The 21,075-nt window shown below is 60.0% G+C and carries 18 protein-coding genes, 1 tRNA gene and 1 pseudogene; 18 read left to right on the plus strand and 2 right to left on the minus strand.

Translation table 11 applies throughout. From position 1 onward, the window contains the following. Both FHX11_RS29705 and FHX11_RS29710 read left to right on the plus strand, forming a co-directional pair. Window positions 1-94: pseudogene (locus tag FHX11_RS29705) on the plus strand (elongation factor Tu); the annotation flags it as partial. A 77-nt stretch (window positions 95-171) separates the two neighbouring features. Beyond that, entirely contained in the window at window positions 172-681 is a 510-nt protein-coding gene (locus FHX11_RS29710) for an AAA family ATPase (RefSeq protein WP_184364975.1), read from the plus strand. Window positions 682-684: 3 nt separating this feature from the next. Here the strand turns inward: FHX11_RS29710 and FHX11_RS29715 are convergent, their stop codons facing one another. Next, a complete protein-coding gene (locus FHX11_RS29715; RefSeq protein ID WP_184364977.1) occupies window positions 685-1,227 on the minus strand; it encodes a GrpB family protein in 543 nt (180 codons plus the stop codon). 139 nt (window positions 1,228-1,366) lie between these two features. Here FHX11_RS29715 and FHX11_RS29720 point away from each other — a divergent pair, with 139 nt between their 5' ends. From FHX11_RS29720 to rpoC, 12 genes are all read left to right on the plus strand, one after another. Beyond that, entirely contained in the window at window positions 1,367-2,260 is an 894-nt protein-coding gene (locus FHX11_RS29720) for an NAD(P)-dependent oxidoreductase (RefSeq protein WP_184364980.1), read from the plus strand. Window positions 2,261-2,587: 327 nt separating this feature from the next. After that, the gene (locus tag FHX11_RS29725; protein WP_184364982.1) at window positions 2,588-3,274 is read left to right on the plus strand and encodes a glycosyltransferase; all 687 of its coding nucleotides are present in this window, start codon (window positions 2,588-2,590) and stop codon (window positions 3,272-3,274) included. 44 nt (window positions 3,275-3,318) lie between these two features. Next, window positions 3,319-4,167, plus strand: coding sequence for a 3-deoxy-manno-octulosonate cytidylyltransferase (locus FHX11_RS29730; protein ID WP_184364984.1), 849 nt, complete (start codon window positions 3,319-3,321; stop codon window positions 4,165-4,167). Window positions 4,168-4,382: 215 nt separating this feature from the next. Next, window positions 4,383-4,458, plus strand: a tRNA-Trp gene (locus FHX11_RS29735). Between the two features lie 194 nt (window positions 4,459-4,652). Next, on the plus strand, window positions 4,653-4,853 hold the full coding sequence (gene secE / locus FHX11_RS29740; RefSeq protein ID WP_007702178.1) for a preprotein translocase subunit SecE: 201 nt from the start codon (window positions 4,653-4,655) through the stop codon (window positions 4,851-4,853). 18 nt (window positions 4,854-4,871) lie between these two features. Next, window positions 4,872-5,402 carry a transcription termination/antitermination protein NusG gene (nusG, locus tag FHX11_RS29745; protein ID WP_075857230.1) on the plus strand — a complete coding sequence of 177 codons (531 nt, stop codon included), beginning with the start codon at window positions 4,872-4,874 and terminating at the stop codon, window positions 5,400-5,402. Between the two features lie 222 nt (window positions 5,403-5,624). Then, window positions 5,625-6,056, plus strand: a complete 432-nt coding sequence (gene rplK, locus FHX11_RS29750; RefSeq protein ID WP_069614842.1) for a 50S ribosomal protein L11 — start codon at window positions 5,625-5,627, stop codon at window positions 6,054-6,056. Window positions 6,057-6,060: 4 nt separating this feature from the next. Beyond that, window positions 6,061-6,759, plus strand: coding sequence for a 50S ribosomal protein L1 (gene rplA / locus FHX11_RS29755; RefSeq protein ID WP_184364986.1), 699 nt, complete (start codon window positions 6,061-6,063; stop codon window positions 6,757-6,759). A 332-nt stretch (window positions 6,760-7,091) separates the two neighbouring features. Beyond that, complete coding sequence (gene rplJ, locus FHX11_RS29760; RefSeq protein WP_004123444.1) at window positions 7,092-7,610, plus strand: 50S ribosomal protein L10; 519 nt, start codon at window positions 7,092-7,094, stop codon at window positions 7,608-7,610. A 58-nt stretch (window positions 7,611-7,668) separates the two neighbouring features. Beyond that, window positions 7,669-8,049: a 50S ribosomal protein L7/L12 gene (gene rplL / locus FHX11_RS29765; protein ID WP_184364988.1), complete on the plus strand. Its 381-nt coding sequence runs from the start codon at window positions 7,669-7,671 to the stop codon at window positions 8,047-8,049. A gap of 259 nt (window positions 8,050-8,308) precedes the next feature. Next, window positions 8,309-12,451 carry a DNA-directed RNA polymerase subunit beta gene (gene rpoB, locus FHX11_RS29770; protein ID WP_184364990.1) on the plus strand — a complete coding sequence of 1,381 codons (4,143 nt, stop codon included), beginning with the start codon at window positions 8,309-8,311 and terminating at the stop codon, window positions 12,449-12,451. Window positions 12,452-12,640: 189 nt separating this feature from the next. Beyond that, complete coding sequence (gene rpoC, locus FHX11_RS29775) at window positions 12,641-16,852, plus strand: DNA-directed RNA polymerase subunit beta' (RefSeq protein ID WP_184364993.1); 4,212 nt, start codon at window positions 12,641-12,643, stop codon at window positions 16,850-16,852. A gap of 126 nt (window positions 16,853-16,978) precedes the next feature. On the opposite strand, the gene FHX11_RS29780 is transcribed toward rpoC, so the two are convergent. Beyond that, the gene (locus FHX11_RS29780) at window positions 16,979-17,272 is read right to left on the minus strand and encodes a transcriptional regulator (RefSeq protein WP_184364995.1); all 294 of its coding nucleotides are present in this window, start codon (window positions 17,270-17,272) and stop codon (window positions 16,979-16,981) included. A gap of 509 nt (window positions 17,273-17,781) precedes the next feature. Here FHX11_RS29780 and rpsL point away from each other — a divergent pair. The 4 genes from rpsL to FHX11_RS29800 form a co-directional block, all read left to right on the plus strand. Further along, the gene (rpsL, locus tag FHX11_RS29785; RefSeq protein WP_003507760.1) at window positions 17,782-18,153 is read left to right on the plus strand and encodes a 30S ribosomal protein S12; all 372 of its coding nucleotides are present in this window, start codon (window positions 17,782-17,784) and stop codon (window positions 18,151-18,153) included. A gap of 78 nt (window positions 18,154-18,231) precedes the next feature. Continuing rightward, a complete protein-coding gene (gene rpsG, locus FHX11_RS29790; protein WP_184365005.1) occupies window positions 18,232-18,702 on the plus strand; it encodes a 30S ribosomal protein S7 in 471 nt (156 codons plus the stop codon). A gap of 29 nt (window positions 18,703-18,731) precedes the next feature. Continuing rightward, entirely contained in the window at window positions 18,732-20,831 is a 2,100-nt protein-coding gene (gene fusA / locus FHX11_RS29795; RefSeq protein WP_184365007.1) for an elongation factor G, read from the plus strand. 67 nt (window positions 20,832-20,898) lie between these two features. Continuing rightward, window positions 20,899-21,075 (plus strand): GTP-binding protein (locus tag FHX11_RS29800; RefSeq protein WP_246781211.1); only part of this gene is annotated, 177 nt, incomplete at its 3' end.

Here is a 21,075-nt window from a genome sequence, read left to right on the forward strand (position 1 = left end):
CGTGCCGATCGCGATGGAAGAAAAGCTGCGCTTCGCGATCCGCGAAGGCGGCCGCACCGTCGGCGCCGGCATCGTCGCATCCATCGTCGAGTAATCCCCGGATTATTCCTTGATTTCGAAGGCCCCGCTGGCAACAGCGGGGCCTTTCGCGTTTCGGCGGGGAGGAGATTGATGAGTTTGATCGTTCTGACGGGCGCATCCGGTTCAGGAAAGACCACCATTGCCGACGCGGTGGCGGAGCGATATCCGGGCGCCTTTACCCTCCATCGTTTCGATAGCATCGGCGTGCCGGCAATGGACGTGATGATCAGGGAGCACGGCTCGCCGGAGGCCTGGCAGCGCGACAAGACCACGGAGTGGATGGCTCGCCTCGCGTCGGTCGCCGGAGGTGGTCGGCCTGTGCTGTTCGAGGGGCAGATGCGGATCGCTTTCATCCGTGAAGCCGCTGCGGCTGCCGATATCGCCGACTACAAGCTCATCCTGGTTGATTGCGACGATGCCACCAGAACGGAGCGGCTGACGGCCGGAAGAGGTCAGCCGGAGCTCGCGAACAAGGACATGATGAGCTGGGCCGCCTATCTGCGCGGGGAGGCGGTCGAGCACGGCTGCGAGATCTTCGATACGAGCCGGCTTTCGCTCGATCAATGCGTCGGGCATGTGCTGGAACATTTGCATAAGTAGATATCAATCCGCCGACAGTCTCCGATCGGTGATGTCCGTGGGTTGGCGCCGCTCGGCAAGAGCTCTCTGAAGGGTATCGGCAACGAAATCGCTCTTGCCGCCGGTGTAGTGATCCCAATCGCCCTTCGCTTCCATGGCTAGTCTTCGCTTCAGCGCGGCATAGTTCCCGGCCGCTTCGGGATGGGTGCGAAGGTAGTCGCGAAACAGGATGCGGTCGCGATGGGCAGGATTGCCTAGAAGGCATAGATAGAGGCGCGTTCCGCAGGGTGTTTCGTCCTTGGTGAAGATCCATCTGTCGGCGCCGTAGGGATCACCATGGAAGGCATAACCACTTTCCTGCAAACGCTCGGTGGCAAAGAGCCTGTCCTCCGCCGTCGAAAGCACGGCGTCGATATCGAGCTTCGGCTTGGCGCAAAGTCCGGGAACGGATGTACTGCCGATATGATGGATCTCGACAGGGCGGGATAGAAGGGTGGCGATGGCCGCGCTCCGGCTCCGGAACAGGGCGGGCCAGCCCGGATCATAGTCGACGAGCCTGATCGGCATGGCCGTTTCACTCCCCAGTCATCTCTGTTGCCGGTAGTTCATCACTTGTGCGCGGCTGAGGCAATCGGTCCATGCCGACCGCCTTGCGAAATGTCCGAAAGCGCCTATCTATCGCTCGATTTTACCCGGAGGAGATTTCATGAAGAAGCGTATTCTGTTCACCGGCGGCAGCGGCAAGGCCGGGCGTCACACGGTTCCCTGGCTCGTCGATGCCGGCTACGAAGTTCATAATGTCGATCTCGTTCCGCTGAACAGCCCAGGCGTCACCAACCTGCAGGCCGATGTCACCGATGCGGGACAAGTCTACAATGCTCTGACCATGCACCGGGATTTCCCGGATCTGGACCATGGCAAGGGCGTGCAGCCCTATGACGCCGTCGTGCATTTTGCCGCCGTACCGCGCATCCTGATCAAGACGGACAACGAGACCTTCCGCATCAATACGATGAGCACCTACAATGTCATCGAGGCGGCGGCGAAGCTCGGCGTCAGGAAGATCATCGTCGCATCCAGCGAGACCACCTATGGCGTCTGCTTCGCCGAGGGGCATCGCGATTTCCACCAGTTTCCGCTGGAGGAGGATTATGACGTCAACCCGATGGATTCCTACGGCCTGTCCAAGGTCCTGAACGAAAAGACGGCGCGCGCCTTTGCCGAACGCTTCGGCATCGACATCTACGCATTGCGCATCGGCAACGTCATCGAGCCGCATGAATATGAGCGCTTTCCGGAGTTTTTTGCCGATAGCGCGATCCGCAAGCGCATCGCCTGGAGCTATATCGACGCCCGCGATCTCGGCCAGATCGTTCATCTGTGCATCGAAAAGAGCGGTCTCGGCTTCCAGGTGTTCAACGCCGCCAACGATACCGTATCGGCCAACACGCCGTCAGGTGAACTCGCGGCCAAGCACTTCCCGAATGTGCCCTTCACCCGCGAGATCGGCGAGTATGAGGGCCTGCTCTCCAACCGCAAGATCCGCGAGGTCCTGGGTTTCAAGGAAGAACACAACTGGCGGCGATATGTGACGGTTTGAGGCGGCTTCGGAGATCGGGATGAAACCGGGCGTGGTCGTCGCGTCCGGCCGAGGCTCCGGCAGGGGCTCTCCATTTGTTACGGCTGAACACCAAAAATGCTTCCGCAAACACTCGACAAATGGCTGGGTTGAAGTAAGTAGGTTTGCGTTCGCGAGGCGTATCGGGGAAATTGCAATGGCTTTCGACGATGCAGTCGCGATTCGTGTTTGGAGCGGGCATGGTATGGCTCATGCGCCGACACGATGTCCGGCGGCGCGGCCCGCGCTGCGACGGAAAGATATTTTAGTCGGCTGATCTCCTAGGCGGTCGGCCGTTCAGGAGGGAATATGAACGACGGTGTTGCACGTATTTTTGTCGGCTTCGACTCCAAGGAAGTCGTCGCCTATCACGTTCTCGCGCAGAGCATAATCGAGCGCTCCTCGATCCCGGTGGAGTTCTCGCCGATCGTGTTGAACAATCTCGAAGGCATTTTCACCCGCGAGCGCAATCCGCTGCAATCGACCGAATTCTCCTTCTCGCGCTTCCTGGTGCCCTACCTCAGCGGTTATGAGGGCTGGAGCATCTTCATGGATTGCGACATGCTCGCCCGCGCCGATATCGCCGAGCTGTGGAAGCTGCGTGACGACCGCTATGCCGCCATGTGCGTCAAGCACGACTATCAGCCGAAGATCGAGACCAAGTTCCTCGGCCAGACCCAGACGAAATACGAGAAGAAGAACTGGTCGAGCATGATCCTGTTCAACAACGCCAAGTGCAAGGCGCTGACGAAGGACTATGTCAACACCGCCACCGGCCTGCAGCTTCACCAGTTCAAGTGGCTCGACAGCGACGACCAGATCGGCGAAGTCCCGGTGACGTGGAACTATCTCGTCAATGAATACGACTATCGGCCGGATGCGCAGCTGGTACATTTCACCGATGGCGGCCCGTATTTCGACGAATACCGCAATGACGATTACGCCGACGAATGGTTCGCCATGCGCGACCGCATGCTGCACGTCCAGCAGAAGTGAGCGAGTTGGCGCAGGGGGCGGGAAGCGTGGCAGGCGGTCGGCTTTTGGCCGCCGGTTCCGCGGCCGGCCTGAAGACTTCAGACGAATGGCGCGCCGTCCTGGCGCCGTTCTCCCATATCGTCCTCGTCGCCAATAGCGACGCGGTCGATATCGGCAGCCTGGAGGCGCAGTTTCCGCCGACGGCCCTCTTCGTCTTCTTCAACAAGGTCTACAAGGTTCTGGACCGGCCGTTTCCCAGGCCCTCGCTGCTGATTTCGCGCGGGCAGCCGCGCGGCGCCAACATCGTCTATCGCGGCGAGGTGGGCGAGGTCGTCAAGTTCTTCCCGAAGGACTATTTCCTCGGCATCATGAACATCCGCCTCGGGCAGGAGGAGAAGCTCAATCCCGCCGCCGATTTTCAAGGCGCACCCACCGGTCACCTCGATCTCGTCGGCTTCTGCGGCGATTTCTACACGGAGGGCAAGACGCCCACCAGCGGCTTTGCCATGGCGCTCTGGCTGAGCGACCTGAAATTGCCGGGCGCCGTCGTGCTGGCCGGCTTCTCGGCCAAGCGCAGCGAAAAGTGGCGAGTGGTCTCGGTCCACGACTGGACCTTCGAGCAGGCCTTCCTGCGCCTTTTCGCGAGGCTGGGGAAAATCACCATCCATGGCGGCGTGTCGACCAATGCCTATGCCAGGCTCGCGGAGCGTTTCCCCGAAATTCCCCCAGCCGAGATCTCGCTGGCGGTGGCCGAGGTTTTGTCCGAGAGGCTTGGCAATACAGATGCCGAAGTCGACAAGCTGATCTCGCTGACCAATGTGATTCGCTCCATCGACAATTTTCTGCGGCGTTTGCGGCCGAAATTTCTGAAGAAGAAGCCCAAGGGGCCGTCGGGAGAGCAAAAGGAAGGCTGAATCCCGGCCGAACGGCAGTTTGTCATCGGCGCCGCGAGCCCCGCAATTGCTTGTCCAGGACAGGGTTGCGGATAACGACGCCGGCGAAGCGATGGTCTTGATTGGGAAAAAACGAAAAACGCACTTGCCAATCGTTTCGTCCCGTCTTAAAGGGAGCGCCATGTTTCCGAAAGGCGCTGGCGGGCAACCGCACGGAGCCGGTGATTGGAACATGAAGGGGTATAGCTCAGTTGGTAGAGCGGCGGTCTCCAAAACCGCAGGTCGTAGGTTCGAGCCCTGCTGCCCCTGCCACTTTCCTTGATTTGACTGGCGCGTTTCTCGCTGCTTCTTGGATCGGGGATTATGCCGGTCTGGCGGCAAATTTTCGAAGGCGTCGAATTCTCTCTTGTTAAATTGGGATTCGATGTTTATGTAGGGTTCAACAGACACGCGGTGCGTGGGGCTGATATGTTCAGCTTTACGCGCCGTAATTGCGTGGGCAGTCAATGGCATCCAAATCGAATCCACTAGCGTTTCTGCAGCAGGTGCGCTCCGAGACGTCGAAAATCACTTGGCCGTCCCGCCGCGAGACGATGATCTCGACGGTGATGGTTCTCGTCATGGTCGTTTTCGCTTCGCTGTTTTTCTTTGCTGCCGACCAGCTCATTGGCTGGATTCTCGGCTACGTACTGAATACCGGCAACTGATATCGGGTGGAGATGAACATGGCGGCACGTTGGTACATCGTCCACGCTTATTCTAATTTCGAAAAGAAGGTGGCTGAATCCATCGAGGAGAAGGCCAAGCAGAAGGGTCTCGAGCACCTGTTCGAGAAGATTCTTGTGCCGACCGAGAAGGTGGTAGAAGTGCGTCGCGGCCGCAAGGTCGACAGCGAGCGCAAGTTCTTCCCGGGTTATGTTCTGGTTCGCGCCAACCTGACGGATGAAGCTTACCACCTGATCAAGAATACGCCGAAGGTCACTGGTTTCCTCGGTTCCGACAATAAGCCTGTTCCGATTCCGGATTATGAAGCCGAGCGTATTCTCGGTCAGGTCCAGGAAGGTGTCGAGCGGCCGAAGGCTTCCGTATCCTTCGAAATCGGCGAGCAGGTTCGCGTTTCCGACGGTCCGTTCGCCTCGTTCAACGGCACGGTTCAGGATGTGGACGAAGAGCGTTCGCGCCTGAAGGTGGAAGTGTCGATCTTCGGTCGCGCTACGCCGGTCGAACTGGAATACAGTCAGGTCGAGAAGGTCTGACGGTCTGTTGATTGGAAAGATCGGTCGTTTCAGGCTGGTCTTTCATTCGAGTTTGGATGTAAGTAAGCGGATGCTTATTTATGTCTTGCGGCGTCGCCGCAATCCGCGTGGAAGGGCAGGGGTCTTAGCCGGGCCTTTCGATCCGCACCACGCAACCGCAGCCGCCGGAGCGATCCGGCATAGTAGGGCCGGGCAACCGGTCATGTAGAAAGGCAGAGAGAAATGGCTAAGAAAGTTGCAGGCCAGCTCAAGCTGCAGGTAAAGGCCGGCTCGGCGAATCCGTCGCCGCCGATCGGTCCTGCGCTTGGTCAGCGTGGCATTAACATCATGGAATTCTGCAAGGCGTTCAATGCCGCCACGCAGGAAATGGAAAAGGGTATGCCGATCCCGGTCGTCATCACCTACTACCAGGACAAGTCCTTCACCTTCGTCATGAAGCAGCCGCCGGTCAGCTACTTCCTGAAGAAGGAAGCGAAGATCCAGTCCGGCTCGAAGACCCCGGGCAAGGGCGCCAAGGCTGGCACCCTGACCAAGGCTCAGGTGAAGGCTATCGCCGAAGCCAAGATGAAGGATCTGAACGCCGCCGATATCGAAGGCGCAATGGCCATGATCGAGGGCTCCGCCCGCGCCATGGGCCTGGAAGTGGTAGGTTAAGACCATGGTAGCAAAGCGTATTCAGAAGATTCGTGAAGGCGTTGATCCGACCAAGCTTTATGCTCTGGATCTGGCCATCAGCATGGTCAAGGAACGTGCCGTCGCCAAGTTCGACGAAACGGTCGAAATCTCGATGAACCTCGGCGTTGACCCGCGTCACGCAGACCAGATGGTCCGCGGCGTCGTCAACCTGCCGAACGGCACTGGCCGCTCGGTTCGCGTTGCGGTTTTCGCTCGTGGCGCCAAGGCCGACGAAGCCAAGGCTGCCGGCGCTGACATCGTCGGCGCGGAAGACCTGGTGGAAATCGTTCAGGGTGGCAAGATCGACTTCGATCGCTGCATCGCGACCCCGGACATGATGCCGCTCGTCGGCCGCCTCGGTAAGGTTCTCGGCCCGCGCGGCATGATGCCGAACCCGAAGGTCGGTACCGTGACCATGGACGTCAAGGGCGCTGTTGAAGCCTCCAAGGGCGGTGCAGTCGAGTTCCGCGTCGAGAAGGCTGGTATCGTCCACGCCGGCATCGGCAAGGCTTCCTTCGACGCCAAGGCTCTGGAAGAAAACATCCGCGCCTTCGCCGACGCCGTCATCAAGGCGAAGCCGGCTGGCGCCAAGGGCAACTACGTCAAGCGCGTAGCCATCTCTTCGACGATGGGTCCGGGCGTCAAGATCGAGGTTTCCTCGGTCACGGCTCCGGGCGCCTAATGATTTCGGCCAGGCATCGAGCCAGGCCTTATTAAGAATTCCCGGCCCTTCGGGGCCGGGATATCCGGAGAAATCCGGAATTCCTGTCCGAGATTGCAGGTGGTTATCCCTTAATCACTCAAGCCTGCATGAGACGGGTAAGACCCGAATTTTGAAGAAGTTCTGCTTCGATAAACTCGGTTCGAGCCTTGGATGCCTTGTGCCTTGGAGCCTTGCGGCTCGAGCGCGAGGGGACAGGATCCTCAAGCGTCGCTTGGGATCTCTTCGATCCCGGGAGGCAAAAGGCAACCCGGCAGGCCCGTTAACCCGGTCCTGTCAACTGGAGAAAAGCAGTGGAAAGAGCGGAAAAGCGCGAATTCGTCACGGAACTGAACGAAGTCTTCAAGGCTTCGGGTTCGGTTGTCGTGGCCCACTATGCTGGTGCTACAGTTGCGCAGATGAACGACTTCCGTTCGAAGATGCGCGCTGCTGGCGGCACCGTCAAAGTCGCGAAGAACCGCCTGGCCAAAATTGCTCTTCAGGGCACGGACGCGGAAGGGATTTCCAATCTCTTCACCGGTCAGACGCTGATCGCATACAGCACTGATCCGATTACCGCTCCGAAGGTCGTCGTGGATTTCGCCAAGGGCAACGACAAGATCGTTGTTTTGGGCGGCGCCATGGGAACAACAACGCTCAACGCCGAAGGTGTCAAGTCGCTTGCGACCCTGCCTTCGCTGGACGAGCTGCGTGCGAAGCTGCTGGGCATGATCCAGACGCCGGCTACCCGCATCGCAGGTGTTGTTGCAGCACCGGCAAGCCAGCTTGCTCGCGTGTTCTCGGCCTACGCCAAGAAGGACGAAGCCGCGTAAGGCGGTTTTTCGCTGTTCATAATCAACCAGTTCGAACCGAACAAAAGGAACTAGTACAATGGCTGATCTCGCAAAGATCGTTGAAGACCTCTCCTCGCTGACCGTTCTCGAAGCCGCAGAACTGTCCAAGCTTCTCGAAGAAAAGTGGGGCGTTTCCGCTGCTGCTCCGGTAGCTGTTGCTGCCGTTGCCGGCGGTGCAGGCGCTGCTGCTGTCGTTGAAGAAGAAAAGACCGAGTTCGACGTCATCCTCACGGATGCCGGCGCGAACAAGATCAACGTCATCAAGGAAGTCCGTGGCATCACCGGCCTCGGCCTCAAGGAAGCCAAGGACCTCGTTGAAGCCGCTCCGAAGGCTGTCAAGGAAGGCGTTTCCAAGGCTGAAGCCGCTGACATCAAGAAGAAGCTCGAAGACGCAGGCGCAAAGGCCGACGTCAAGTAAGCTTGAAACTGCTTTGGGGGGTGGCTTTTTGCCGCCTCCCATTTGCCGTTTTTGAACAAATTACCCAAAAGCCGCGTTAAAACGGCTTTTGGGTAATGGGTTCTTCAAGAGGATGGTCTCAAACCGAACCGCGACGCAATCCGGCTGAGCGGTTTTCGGTTGGTTAGACGAGATTGAACTACTCATTGATTGATGGGGTCGCCTGGCCAGCGTTTCCCATCCGTTGCAGGCCCGGGTGCAGGATTTTAAAGGAGCGACGATGGCTCAGACCCTTTCGTTCAATGGTCGTAGGCGCGTACGCAAGTTTTTTGGTAAGATTCCCGAAGTCGCAGAGATGCCGAACCTCATCGAGGTTCAGAAGGCATCCTACGATCAGTTCCTCATGGTCGAAGAGCCGAAGGGCGGGCGCCCTGATGAAGGTCTCCAGGCCGTTTTCAAGTCGGTATTCCCGATCACCGATTTCTCCGGCGCCTCCATGCTGGAGTTCGTGTCCTATGAATTCGAGCCGCCGAAGTTCGACGTCGACGAGTGCCGCCAGCGCGACCTGACCTACGCCGCGCCGCTGAAGGTCACTCTCCGTCTGATCGTGTTCGACATCGACGAGGATACCGGCGCGAAGTCCATCAAGGACATCAAGGAACAGAGCGTCTACATGGGCGACATGCCGCTCATGACGAACAACGGTACGTTCATCGTGAACGGCACCGAGCGCGTGATCGTGTCGCAGATGCACCGCTCGCCGGGCGTCTTCTTCGATCACGACAAGGGCAAGAGCCATTCTTCCGGCAAGCTGCTCTTCGCCGCCCGCGTCATCCCGTATCGCGGCTCCTGGCTCGACATCGAATTCGACGCCAAGGACATCGTCTACGCCCGTATCGACCGCCGCCGCAAGATTCCGGTGACGTCGCTCTTGATGGCGCTCGGCATGGATGGCGAAGAGATCCTGTCGACCTTCTACACCAAGTCGCTCTATCAGCGCGACGGTAACGGCTGGCGCATCCCCTTCAACGCGGAAACGCTGAAGGGCGCCAAGACCGTGTCCGACATGATCGACGCCGACACCGGCGAAGTCGTGGTCGAGGGCGGCAAGAAGCTCACGCCGCGCCTGCTGCGTCAGCTGCAGGAAAAGGGTCTCAAGGCTCTGAAGGCCACCGACGAAGACCTGTATGGCCTGTTCCTGGCGGAAGATATCGTCAACTTCCAGACCGGCGAGATCTATCTCGAAGCCGGCGACGAAATCGACGAGAAGACCCTTCCGGTGATCCTCAAGGCCGGTTTCGACGAGATTCCGGTTCTCGGCATCGACCATATCAATGTCGGCGCCTATATCCGCAACACGCTGTCTGCCGATAAGAACGAGAACCGCCAGGATGCGCTGTTCGACATCTATCGCGTCATGCGTCCGGGCGAGCCGCCGACCATGGAATCGGCCGAAGCCATGTTCAACTCGCTGTTCTTCGATGCGGAGCGTTACGACCTCTCCGCCGTCGGCCGCGTGAAGATGAACATGCGTCTCGACCTCGACGTCGCCGACACCGTTCGCACGCTGCGCAAGGACGATATCCTGGCCGTGGTCAAGATGCTTGTCGAACTGCGCGACGGCAAGGGCGAGATCGACGACATCGACAACCTCGGCAACCGCCGCGTCCGCTCGGTCGGCGAGCTGATGGAGAACCAGTACCGTCTCGGCCTGCTGCGCATGGAGCGCGCGATCAAGGAACGCATGTCCTCGATCGAAATCGACACGGTCATGCCGCAGGACCTGATCAATGCGAAGCCGGCCGCCGCCGCGGTTCGCGAATTCTTCGGTTCCTCGCAGCTCTCGCAGTTCATGGACCAGGTGAACCCGCTCTCGGAAATCACCCACAAGCGCCGTCTTTCGGCTCTTGGCCCGGGTGGTCTGACCCGCGAGCGCGCCGGCTTCGAAGTCCGCGACGTGCATCCGACCCACTATGGTCGTATTTGCCCGATCGAGACGCCGGAAGGCCCGAACATCGGTCTCATCAACTCGCTGGCGACCTTTGCCCGCGTCAACAAGTACGGCTTCATCGAAAGCCCCTATCGTCGCATCATCGACGGCAAGGTGACCAACGATGTGCTCTACCTCTCCGCCATGGAAGAGGCGAAGTACTATGTTGCCCAGGCGAACGCCGAGCTCGACGCTGACGGCTCCTTCATCGAGGAATTCGTCGTCTGCCGTCATGCCGGCGAAGTCATGCTGGCACCGCGCGACAACATCAACCTGATGGACGTTTCGCCGAAGCAGCTCGTTTCGGTCGCGGCCGCTCTCATCCCGTTCCTGGAAAACGACGACGCCAACCGCGCTCTCATGGGCTCGAACATGCAACGTCAGGCCGTGCCGCTGCTGCGCGCCGAAGCCCCGTTCGTGGGCACCGGCATGGAGCCGGTCGTCGCCCGTGACTCCGGCGCCGCCATCGGCGCCCGCCGCGGCGGCGTAGTCGACCAGGTCGACGCGACGCGTATCGTTATCCGCGCCACCGAAGACCTCGATCCGTCGAAGTCCGGCGTCGATATCTACCGCCTGATGAAGTTCCAGCGTTCGAACCAGAACACCTGCGTCAACCAGCGTCCGCTGGTCACCGTCGGCGACGTGGTCAACAAGGGCGACATCCTGGCTGACGGTCCGTCGACGGACCTCGGCGATCTGGCGCTCGGCCGTAACGTGCTCGTCGCGTTCATGCCTTGGAACGGCTACAACTACGAAGACTCGATCCTGCTCTCCGAGCGCATCGTCGCCGACGACGTGTTCACCTCCATCCACATCGAGGAATTCGAAGTGATGGCGCGCGACACCAAGCTCGGTCCGGAAGAAATCACCCGCGACATTCCGAACGTTTCGGAAGAAGCGCTGAAGAACCTGGACGAAGCCGGCATCGTTTACATCGGCGCCGAAGTTCAGCCGGGCGACATCCTCGTCGGCAAGATCACGCCGAAGGGCGAAAGCCCGATGACGCCGGAAGAAAAGCTTCTGCGCGCCATCTTCGGTGAAAAGGCGTCCGACGTTCGCGACACCTCCATGCGCATGCCGCCCGGCACCTACGGTACGGTCGTCGAAGTTCGCGTCTTCAACCGTCACGGCGTCGAGAAGGACGAACGTGCCATGGCGATCGAGCGCGAAGAGATCGAGCGCCTCGCCAAGGACCGCGACGACGAGCAGGCGATCCTCGACCGTAACGTCTACGGCCGACTGATCGAGATGCTCCGCGGCCAGGTTGCGCTTGCCGGCCCGAAGAACTTCAAGAAGGGCACGGAACTCTCCAACGCCGTCGTCTCCGAATATCCGCGCTCGCAGTGGTGGATGTTCGCCGTCGAGGACGAGAAGGTTCAGGGCGAGCTCGAAGCTCTGCGCGGCCAGTACGACGAATCCAAGTCGCGCCTCGAACAGCGCTTCATGGACAAGGTCGAGAAGGTCCAGCGCGGCGATGAAATGCCTCCGGGCGTCATGAAGATGGTCAAGGTCTTCGTCGCTGTGAAGCGCAAGATCCAGCCAGGCGACAAGATGGCCGGCCGTCACGGCAACAAGGGCGTCGTTTCGCGCATCGTGCCGGTCGAGGACATGCCGTTCCTCGAAGACGGTACGCATGTCGATATCGTGCTCAACCCGCTCGGCGTTCCCTCGCGCATGAACGTCGGTCAGATCCTGGAGACGCACCTGGGCTGGGCTTGCGCCGGCATGGGCCGTCAGATCGGCGAACTGATCGAGGCCTACAAGGCAAGCGGCAACATCGAACCGCTGCGCAAGACGATCGACATGGTCGTCGGCGACGGTACGAAGAGCGACGAAGTCCGCGAATACGACGACGCCTCGGTTCTGCGCCTGGCTGACCAGTGGAAGCGTGGCGTGTCCATCGCGACCCCGGTCTTCGACGGCGCCGGCGAAGCCGATGTCAACGAGATGCTCGCCATGGCAGGTCTGAAGCAGACCGGTCAGTCGACGCTCTATGACGGTCGTACCGGCGAGCAGTTCGACCGCCAGGTCACGGTTGGCTACATCTACATGCTGAAGCTGAACCACCTGGTCGACGACAAGATCCATGCCCGTTCGATCGGCCCGTACTCACTCGTGACCCAGCAGCCGCTGGGCGGCAAGGCGCAGTTCGGCGGTCAGCGCTTCGGCGAAATGGAAGTCTGGGCGCTCGAAGCTTACGGCGCGGCCTACACGCTGCAGGAAATGCTCACGGTCAAGTCGGACGACGTGGCCGGCCGCACCAAGGTCTACGAAGCCATCGTCCGTGGCGACGACACCTTCGAAGCGGGCATTCCGGAAAGCTTCAACGTTCTCGTCAAGGAAATGCGGTCGCTGGGTCTCAGCGTCGAACTGGAAAACTCCAAGGTCGACGATCTGCATGCAGCCGGCCAGCTTCCGGACGCGGCCGAGTAACAGTCGACAGGGTGCGCGCTGTCCGTCAGCGCGCACCGTCCCTGCCGGTGCCCGAGTTCGCATGGCACAGACGGGGACGATTTCGCCGCTTTTAGCGGTTATTGTCGTTTTAACGCATCAGTCCGGCTCCCGGGAATTTGCCGGTGCTGATTGCAGTTCGAGGGCGTCAAGCCCCAAAAGGAGACAGGCATGAACCAAGAGGTCATGAATCTTTTCAATCCGCAGGTGCCTGCACAGAATTTCGATTCCATCCGGATTTCGATCGCATCGCCGGAGAAGATTCTTTCCTGGTCTTATGGTGAGATCAAGAAGCCGGAAACGATCAACTATCGTACGTTCAAGCCGGAACGCGATGGTCTTTTCTGCGCGCGAATCTTCGGGCCGATCAAGGACTACGAGTGCCTGTGCGGCAAGTACAAGCGCATGAAGTACAAGGGCATCATCTGCGAAAAGTGCGGCGTCGAAGTCACGCTGTCGCGCGTTCGCCGTGAGCGCATGGGCCATATCGAACTCGCCGCTCCGGTTGCCCACATCTGGTTCCTGAAGTCGCTGCCGAGCCGCATCTCCACGCTGCTCGACATGACGCTGAAGGATGTCGAGCGCGTCCTCTACTTCGAAAACTATATCGTCACCGAGCCGGGCCTGACCGCCCTCAAGGAGCATCAGCTTCTCTCGGAAGAAGAGTACATGCTCGCCGTCGACGAATATGGCGAAGACCAGTTCACCGCCATGATCGGCGCTGAAGCGATCTACGAGATGCTGGCCAGCATGAACCTCGAGAAGATCGCCGGCGACCTGCGCTCCGAGCTTGCCGACACCACGTCGGATCTCAAGCAGAAGAAGCTGATGAAGCGCCTGAAGATCGTCGAGAACTTCATGGAATCCGGCAACCGCCCGGAATGGATGATCATGAAGGTCGTCCCGGTCATCCCGCCGGACCTGCGTCCGCTGGTGCCGCTCGACGGTGGCCGTTTCGCGACCTCGGACCTGAACGATCTGTACCGCCGCGTCATCAACCGTAACAACCGTCTGAAGCGCCTGATCGAACTGCGCGCTCCGGGCATCATCATCCGCAACGAAAAGCGCATGCTGCAGGAATCTGTCGATGCGCTGTTCGACAACGGCCGTCGCGGCCGCGTCATCACCGGCGCCAACAAGCGTCCGCTGAAGTCGCTGTCCGACATGCTGAAGGGCAAGCAGGGCCGCTTCCGTCAGAACCTGCTCGGCAAGCGCGTCGACTATTCCGGTCGTTCGGTCATCGTGACCGGTCCGGAACTGAAGCTGCATCAGTGCGGCCTGCCGAAGAAGATGGCGCTCGAACTGTTCAAGCCGTTCATCTACGCCCGCCTCGACGCCAAGGGTTATTCCTCGACCGTCAAGCAGGCCAAGAAGCTGGTTGAGAAGGAAAAGCCGGAAGTCTGGGATATCCTCGACGAGGTCATCCGCGAGCATCCGGTTCTGCTGAACCGCGCGCCGACGCTGCACCGCCTGGGTATCCAGGCCTTCGAACCCATGCTGGTCGAAGGCAAGGCCATCCAGCTGCACCCGCTCGTCTGCACGGCCTTCAACGCCGACTTCGACGGCGACCAGATGGCCGTTCACGTGCCGCTGTCGCTCGAAGCCCAGCTCGAAGCCCGCGTGCTGATGATGTCGACCAACAACATCCTGCATCCGGCAAACGGCGCGCCGATCATCGTTCCCTCGCAGGACATGGTTCTCGGCCTCTATTACCTGTCGATCCTCAACCAGAACGAGCCGGGCGAAGGCATGGCCTTCTCCGATCTCGGCGAGTTGCATCACGCTCTCGAAAACAAGGTCGTGACGCTGCACTCGAAGATCCGCGGCCGCTTCAAGTCGGTCGACGAGGAGGGCAAGCCCTACTCGAAGATCTATGAAACGACCCCTGGCCGCCTGCTGATCGGCGAATTGCTGCCGAAGCACGGCAAGGTGACCTTCGACATCTGCAACCAGGAAATGACCAAGAAGAACATCTCCAAGATGATCGACACGGTCTACCGTCATTGCGGCCAGAAGGACACGGTCATTTTCTGCGACCGCATCATGCAGCTCGGCTTCGCCCATGCCTGCCGCGCCGGCATTTCGTTCGGCAAGGACGACATGGTCATCCCGGACACCAAGGCCAAGATCGTCGGCGATACCGAAGCTTTGGTGAAGGAATACGAGCAGCAGTACAATGACGGCCTGATCACCCAGGGCGAAAAGTACAACAAGGTCGTCGACGCCTGGGGCAAGGCCACGGAAAAGGTCGCCGAAGAGATGATGGCCCGCATTAAGGCCGTCGAATTCGACGAGACCACCGGTCGTCAGAAGCCGATGAACTCGATCTACATGATGAGCCATTCCGGCGCCCGCGGTTCTCCGAACCAGATGCGTCAGCTGGGCGGCATGCGCGGCCTCATGGCCAAGCCGTCGGGCGAAATCATCGAGACGCCGATCATCTCGAACTTCAAGGAAGGCCTGACCGTTAACGAGTACTTCAACTCGACGCACGGCGCCCGTAAGGGTCTGGCAGACACCGCCTTGAAGACCGCGAACTCCGGTTACCTGACCCGCCGTCTCGTCGACGTCGCGCAGGATTGCATCGTCACGCATGTCGATTGCGGCACGGAAAACGGCCTCACCATGACCGCCATCGTCGATGCCGGTCAGGTCGTCGCCTCGCTCGGCGCCCGCATCCTCGGCCGTACGGCCCTGGACGACATCGATCATCCGGTCACGGGTGAGCGCCTCGTCGACGCCGGCAAGATGATCCTGGAGCCGGATGTCATCGAGATCGAGAAGGCTGGTATCCAGTCGATCCGTATCCGTTCGGCGCTGACCTGCGAAATCCAGACGGGCGTCTGCTCGGTCTGCTACGGCCGCGACCTCGCTCGCGGTACGCCGGTCAACATCGGTGAAGCTGTCGGCGTCATCGCCGCTCAGTCGATCGGTGAGCCGGGCACGCAGCTGACCATGCGTACCTTCCACTTGGGCGGCACGGCGACCGTGGTCGACCAGTCGTTCCTGGAAGCCTCGTATGAAGGCACCGTGCAGATCAAGAACCGCAACATGCTGCGCAACTCCGAAGGCAACCTGGTTGCCATGGGCCGCAACATGACGGTTCAGATCCTGGACGAACGCGGCGTCGAGCGCTCCTCGCAGCGTGTCGCCTACGGCTCCAAGCTGCATGTCGACGATGGCGACAAGGTCAAGCGCGGCCAGCGCCTGGCGGAGTGGGACCCCTATACCCGTCCGATGATGACGGAAGTGGCCGGTACGGTTCACTTCGAAGACGTCATCGACGGTCTCTCGGTTCTCGAAGCGACGGACGAATCCACCGGTATCACCAAGCGTCAGGTTATCGACTGGCGTTCGACGCCGCGCGGCTCCGATCTGAAGCCGGCGATCGTCATCAAGGACGCCAGCGGCAATGTCGCCAAGCTGTCGCGTGGCGGCGAAGCCCGCTTCCTGCTCTCGGTCGACGCGATCCTGTCCGTCGAGCCGGGCCAGAAGGTGTCGCAGGGTGACGTTCTCGCTCGTTCGCCGCTGGAAAGCGCCAAGACCAAGGACATCACCGGTGGTCTGCCGCGCGTTGCCGAACTGTTCGAAGCCCGTCGTCCGAAGGACCACGCCATCATCGCTGAGATCGATGGTACGATCCGCCTCGGCCGCGACTACAAGAACAAGCGTCGCGTCATCATCGAGCCGGCGGAAGACGGTGTCGAGCCTGTCGAATACCTGATCCCGAAGGGCAAGCCCTTCCACCTTCAGGAAGGCGACTATATCGAAAAGGGTGACTACATCCTCGACGGTAACCCGGCTCCGCACGACATCCTGGCGATCAAGGGCGTGGAGGCTCTGGCTTCCTACCTCGTCAACGAAATCCAGGAAGTCTACCGCCTGCAGGGCGTTGTCATCAACGACAAGCACATCGAAGTGATTGTCCGTCAGATGCTGCAGAAGGTGGAAATCACCGATGCGGGCGACAGCCAGTACATCGTCGGCGACAATGTCGACCGTATCGAGCTGGAAGACGCCAACGACGCGCTGATCGAAGAAGGCAAGAAGCCCGCTTACGGCGATCCGGTTCTGCTCGGCATCACCAAGGCGTCGCTGCAGACCCCGTCCTTCATCTCCGCCGCTTCCTTCCAGGAAACGACGAAGGTGCTGACGGAAGCCGCGATCGCCGGCAAGACCGACGGTCTGCAGGGCCTGAAGGAAAACGTCATCGTCGGCCGCCTCATCCCGGCCGGTACGGGCGGCACCATGACGCAGATCCGCCGCATCGCGACGGCTCGCGACGAGCTGATCCTCGAAGAGCGCCGCAAGGGCACCGGTGCCGGTGTCGCGACGCCGATGCTGCAGGATATGGCCGGCGAAAGCGCCCCGGCTGCTGAATAAGCGGCCACTGCCAACAAAATGAAAACCGCCCGGAGCGATCCGGGCGGTTTCTTTTTGCGTGATTTTTGCCGGAGAGGAGAGGGCGGTCGCCGTGACGACGCCCCCCAACTCAGCGGAGGCGAAACCTCAGCGGAAGCGGATGATCGCGACTTCGCCTTCGAGCGCACCCTGGTAGGCCGAGGCATGCGGCTCCTCGTCGGGCGCATCGGTCAGCATGCCGATCTGGTCGAGATCCGCCTCGATGAAGCCTTCTTCCGCAAGGGCGTTCAGCGCTTCGCGCACCGCGGTGTCGTCATCCGGCGCCCTCAGCATGACATGCAGGTCGATGCCTTCGCCACCTTCGGTCTCATATCCCTTGCCGATGATGATGAAGACCATGGGGCCGTCGGAATTGTTGTCGTTGTCTGGCGTGGTGATCATGGATCTTCCTTCAGGAGTGTCGATTCGGCCGGGCGATTCTCTTCGCTCGCCGGCCGGATCGGGAGAAACGGCCTTTTCGTGATTCCTTATAGGGATTTTGTCGGAATACCCAAGTCTATCTTGCCGGAGAGGCGTCATTTCGTTAACGAATACGCCAAACGGCTGGTTTGCCCGGCGTTTTAGGGCTTCGTGGCAAAGATAATTTCTTAACCGGCCTTGACGAACCGCCGGGAAACCAGTAGTTACGCCGCCATCGGAACCCATGTGAGGCATGGCTATTCGGGGCGACGCGCCCTGGAGTTCACCTCAAACAAGGTTCTAAACGCACGTTGAAGACGAGAATGCTGCACGCAAGACGCAATTGTACGCGTCCTCTGCTTTTTCTGTGGTCCATCTGCGAAAGCGGATCGGGCCACGTTTTGCGCATTGAGGCGATCGTGTGTCGTTGCCGGAGACGGTGAGAGTTATGCCCGCAAGGGCGTTGAGATAGATTTACAAGGGATGGTTGAATGCCTACCGTAAACCAGCTGATCCGCAAGCCTCGCCAGGCGCAGGTAAAGCGTAACAAGGTTCCCGCTCTCCAGGAGAACCCGCAGAAGCGCGGTGTTTGCACCCGCGTCTACACGACGACGCCGAAGAAGCCGAACTCGGCTCTGCGTAAGGTCGCAAAGATCCGCCTGACCAACGGCTTCGAAGTCATTGGTTACATCCCCGGCGAAGGTCACAACCTTCAGGAACACTCTGTCGTCATGATCCGTGGCGGCCGCGTGAAGGACCTTCCGGGTGTCCGTTACCACATCATCCGCGGCGTTCTCGATACCCAGGGTGTCAAGAACCGCAAGCAGCGCCGTTCGAAGTACGGTGCGAAGCGTCCGAAGTAATTCGGTTTCAGATAATCCGGCGCTGCGCGAGGTTCTCCGCGTGATAAAGCGCCGCTAACAAGTTGAGAGACGAGAAGTATGTCCCGACGTCACAGAGCAGAAAAGCGCGAGATCAATCCGGACCCGAAGTTCGGCGATCTGATCGTTACCAAGTTCATGAATGCCATCATGCTTGATGGTAAGAAGTCCGTTGCGGAAAGCATCGTATATGGCGCATTCGACGCCGTGCAGGGCAAGGCAAAGCAGGAGCCGCTCGGCGTGTTCCATCAGGCTTTGGATAACATCGCTCCGCACGTTGAAGTCCGTTCGCGCCGCGTCGGCGGTGCTACCTACCAGGTTCCGGTCGATGTTCGTCCCGAGCGTCGCCAGGCTCTTGCCATTCGCTGGCTGATCACTGCTGCCCGCAAGCGCAACGAAACCACCATGATCGACCGTCTCTGCGGCGAACTTCTTGATGCCTCCAACAACCGCGGCTCTGCCGTCAAGAAGCGCGAAGACACGCATAAGATGGCTGACGCCAACCGTGCGTTCTCGCATTATCGCTGGTAATCCCGAACGGTTCCGAAAGGCAGTCCACAATGGCTCGCGAATATAAAATCGAAGACTACCGCAATTTCGGTATCATGGCGCACATCGACGCCGGCAAGACCACGACGACCGAGCGTATTCTTTACTACACCGGCAAGTCGCACAAGATCGGCGAAGTCCACGACGGCGCAGCCACCATGGACTGGATGGAGCAGGAGCAGGAGCGTGGCATCACGATCACGTCGGCTGCCACCACGACCTTCTGGAAGGGCCGTGACGGCAAGATGCGCCGCTTCAACATCATCGACACCCCCGGCCACGTCGACTTCACCATCGAAGTCGAGCGTTCGCTGCGTGTTCTCGACGGCGCCATCGCGCTGCTCGACGCCAACGCCGGTGTCGAGCCGCAGACGGAAACCGTCTGGCGTCAGGCTGAGAAGTATCATGTTCCGCGCATGATCTTCTGCAACAAGATGGACAAGACCGGCGCCGATTTCTATCGCTCGGTCGAGATGATCAAGACCCGCCTCGGCGCCACCGCCGTCGTCATGCAGCTGCCGATCGGCGCTGAAAGCGACTTCAAGGGCGTTATCGACCTGATCGAGATGAACGCCCTCATCTGGCGCGACGAGTCGCTCGGCGCCCAGTGGGACGTCGTCGAAATCCCGGAAGACATGAAGGCCAAGGCTGAAGAATATCGCGAAAAGCTGATCGAGACCGTTGTCGAGATCGACGAAGCCGCGACCGAAGCCTACCTCGAAGGCAACCTGCCTGACAACGACCAGATCCGCGCGCTCGTCCGTCGCGGCACGATCGACGTCAAGTTCCACCCGATGTTCTGCGGCACTGCCTTCAAGAACAAGGGCGTTCAGCCGCTGCTCGACGCCGTTGTCGATTACCTGCCGTCGCCGCTCGACATTCCGGCGATCAAGGGCGTGGACTTCAAGACCGACGCCGAGATCGAGCGTCACGCAGATGACAGCGAGCCGCTGTCCATGCTGGCCTTCAAGATCATGAACGACCCCTTCGTCGGTTCGCTGACCTTCGCCCGCATCTATTCCGGCAAGCTCGAAAAGGGCGCGTCGGTCATGAACACGGTCAAGGACAAGCGCGAGCGCGTCGGCCGCATGCTGCAGATGCACTCCAACTCGCGTGAAGACATCGAAGAAGCTTTCGCTGGCGACATCGTCGCTCTGGCCGGCCTCAAGGAAACCACCACTGGCGATACGCTCTGCGATCCGCTGAAGCCGGTTATCCTCGAGCGCATGGAATTCCCGGAGCCGGTCATTCAGATCGCTATCGAGCCGAAGACCAAGGGCGACCAGGAAAAGATGGGCCTCGCGCTCAACCGTCTGGCAGCAGAAGACCCGTCGTTCCGCGTCAAGACCGACCAGGAATCCGGTCAGACGATCATCGCCGGCATGGGTGAACTTCACCTCGACATCATCGTCGACCGCATGCGTCGTGAATTCAAGGTTGAAGCATCCGTCGGCGCGCCGCAGGTTGCTTACCGCGAAACCATCACGCGTCAGACCGAAAAGGACTACACGCACAAGAAGCAGTCCGGCGGTACGGGCCAGTTCGCACGCGTCAAGATCGTGTTCGAGCCGAACCCGGACGGCGACGACTTCAAGTTCGAGTCCAAGATCGTCGGCGGTGCTGTTCCGAAGGAATACATCCCGGGCGTCCAGAAGGGCATCGAAAGCGTTCTGTCTTCCGGTCCGCTGGCTGGCTTCCCGATGCTCGGCGTCAAGGCGACGCTCATCGACGGTGCCTTCCACGACGTCGACTCGTCGGTTCTGGCCTTCGAAATTGCTTCCCGCGCTTGCTTCCGTGAAGCGGCCCGCGAAGCCGGCGCCCAGCTGCTCGAGCCGATGATGAAGGTCGAAGTCGTAACGCCGGAAGATTACGTCGGCGACGTCATCGGCGATCTGAACTCGCGTCGTGGCCAGATCCAGGGCCAGGAAAGCCGCGGTATTGCCGTTGTCATCAACGCGAACGTCCCGCTGGCGAACATGTTCAAGTACGTCGACAACCTGCGCTCCATGTCTCAGGGCCGCGCGCAGTACACGATGACTTTCGATCACTACGCGCCGGTTCCGTCGAACGTCGCACAGGAAATCCAGGCAAAGTATTCCGGTCAGAAGTGACCGGAATACCAATTGACCGATAACAAGAATTGATCCCTTCGGGGACAGGAAAAACGGAGAGCCGAAAATGGCAAAGAGTAAGTTTGAGCGCAATAAGCCGCACGTTAACATTGGCACGATTGGGCACGTTGACCACGGCAAGACGTCACTGACGGCGGCGATCACGAAGTTCTTCGGCGAGTTCAAGGCGTATGACCAGATCGACGCGGCGCCGGAAGAGAAGGCCCGCGGTATCACGATCTCG

Source organism: Rhizobium sp. BK602, assembly GCF_014195095.1.
GTDB lineage: Bacteria > Pseudomonadota > Alphaproteobacteria > Rhizobiales > Rhizobiaceae > Rhizobium.

Bases quoted from the DNA above. Each gene is read 5' to 3' on its own strand.
- FHX11_RS29710 (WP_184364975.1), top strand. From the start codon at position 172: ATGAGTTTGATCGTTCTGACGGGCGCATCCGGTTCAGGAAAGACCACC.
- FHX11_RS29715 (WP_184364977.1), bottom strand. From the start codon at position 1,227: ATGCCGATCAGGCTCGTCGACTATGATCCGGGCTGGCCCGCCCTGTTC.
- FHX11_RS29720 (WP_184364980.1), top strand. From the start codon at position 1,367: ATGAAGAAGCGTATTCTGTTCACCGGCGGCAGCGGCAAGGCCGGGCGT.
- FHX11_RS29725 (WP_184364982.1), top strand. From the start codon at position 2,588: ATGAACGACGGTGTTGCACGTATTTTTGTCGGCTTCGACTCCAAGGAA.
- secE (WP_007702178.1), top strand. From the start codon at position 4,653: ATGGCATCCAAATCGAATCCACTAGCGTTTCTGCAGCAGGTGCGCTCC.
- nusG (WP_075857230.1), top strand. From the start codon at position 4,872: ATGGCGGCACGTTGGTACATCGTCCACGCTTATTCTAATTTCGAAAAG.
- rplK (WP_069614842.1), top strand. From the start codon at position 5,625: ATGGCTAAGAAAGTTGCAGGCCAGCTCAAGCTGCAGGTAAAGGCCGGC.
- rplA (WP_184364986.1), top strand. From the start codon at position 6,061: ATGGTAGCAAAGCGTATTCAGAAGATTCGTGAAGGCGTTGATCCGACC.
- rplL (WP_184364988.1), top strand. From the start codon at position 7,669: ATGGCTGATCTCGCAAAGATCGTTGAAGACCTCTCCTCGCTGACCGTT.
- rpoB (WP_184364990.1), top strand. From the start codon at position 8,309: ATGGCTCAGACCCTTTCGTTCAATGGTCGTAGGCGCGTACGCAAGTTT.
- rpoC (WP_184364993.1), top strand. From the start codon at position 12,641: ATGAACCAAGAGGTCATGAATCTTTTCAATCCGCAGGTGCCTGCACAG.
- FHX11_RS29780 (WP_184364995.1), bottom strand. From the start codon at position 17,272: ATGATCACCACGCCAGACAACGACAACAATTCCGACGGCCCCATGGTC.
- rpsL (WP_003507760.1), top strand. From the start codon at position 17,782: ATGCCTACCGTAAACCAGCTGATCCGCAAGCCTCGCCAGGCGCAGGTA.
- rpsG (WP_184365005.1), top strand. From the start codon at position 18,232: ATGTCCCGACGTCACAGAGCAGAAAAGCGCGAGATCAATCCGGACCCG.
- fusA (WP_184365007.1), top strand. From the start codon at position 18,732: ATGGCTCGCGAATATAAAATCGAAGACTACCGCAATTTCGGTATCATG.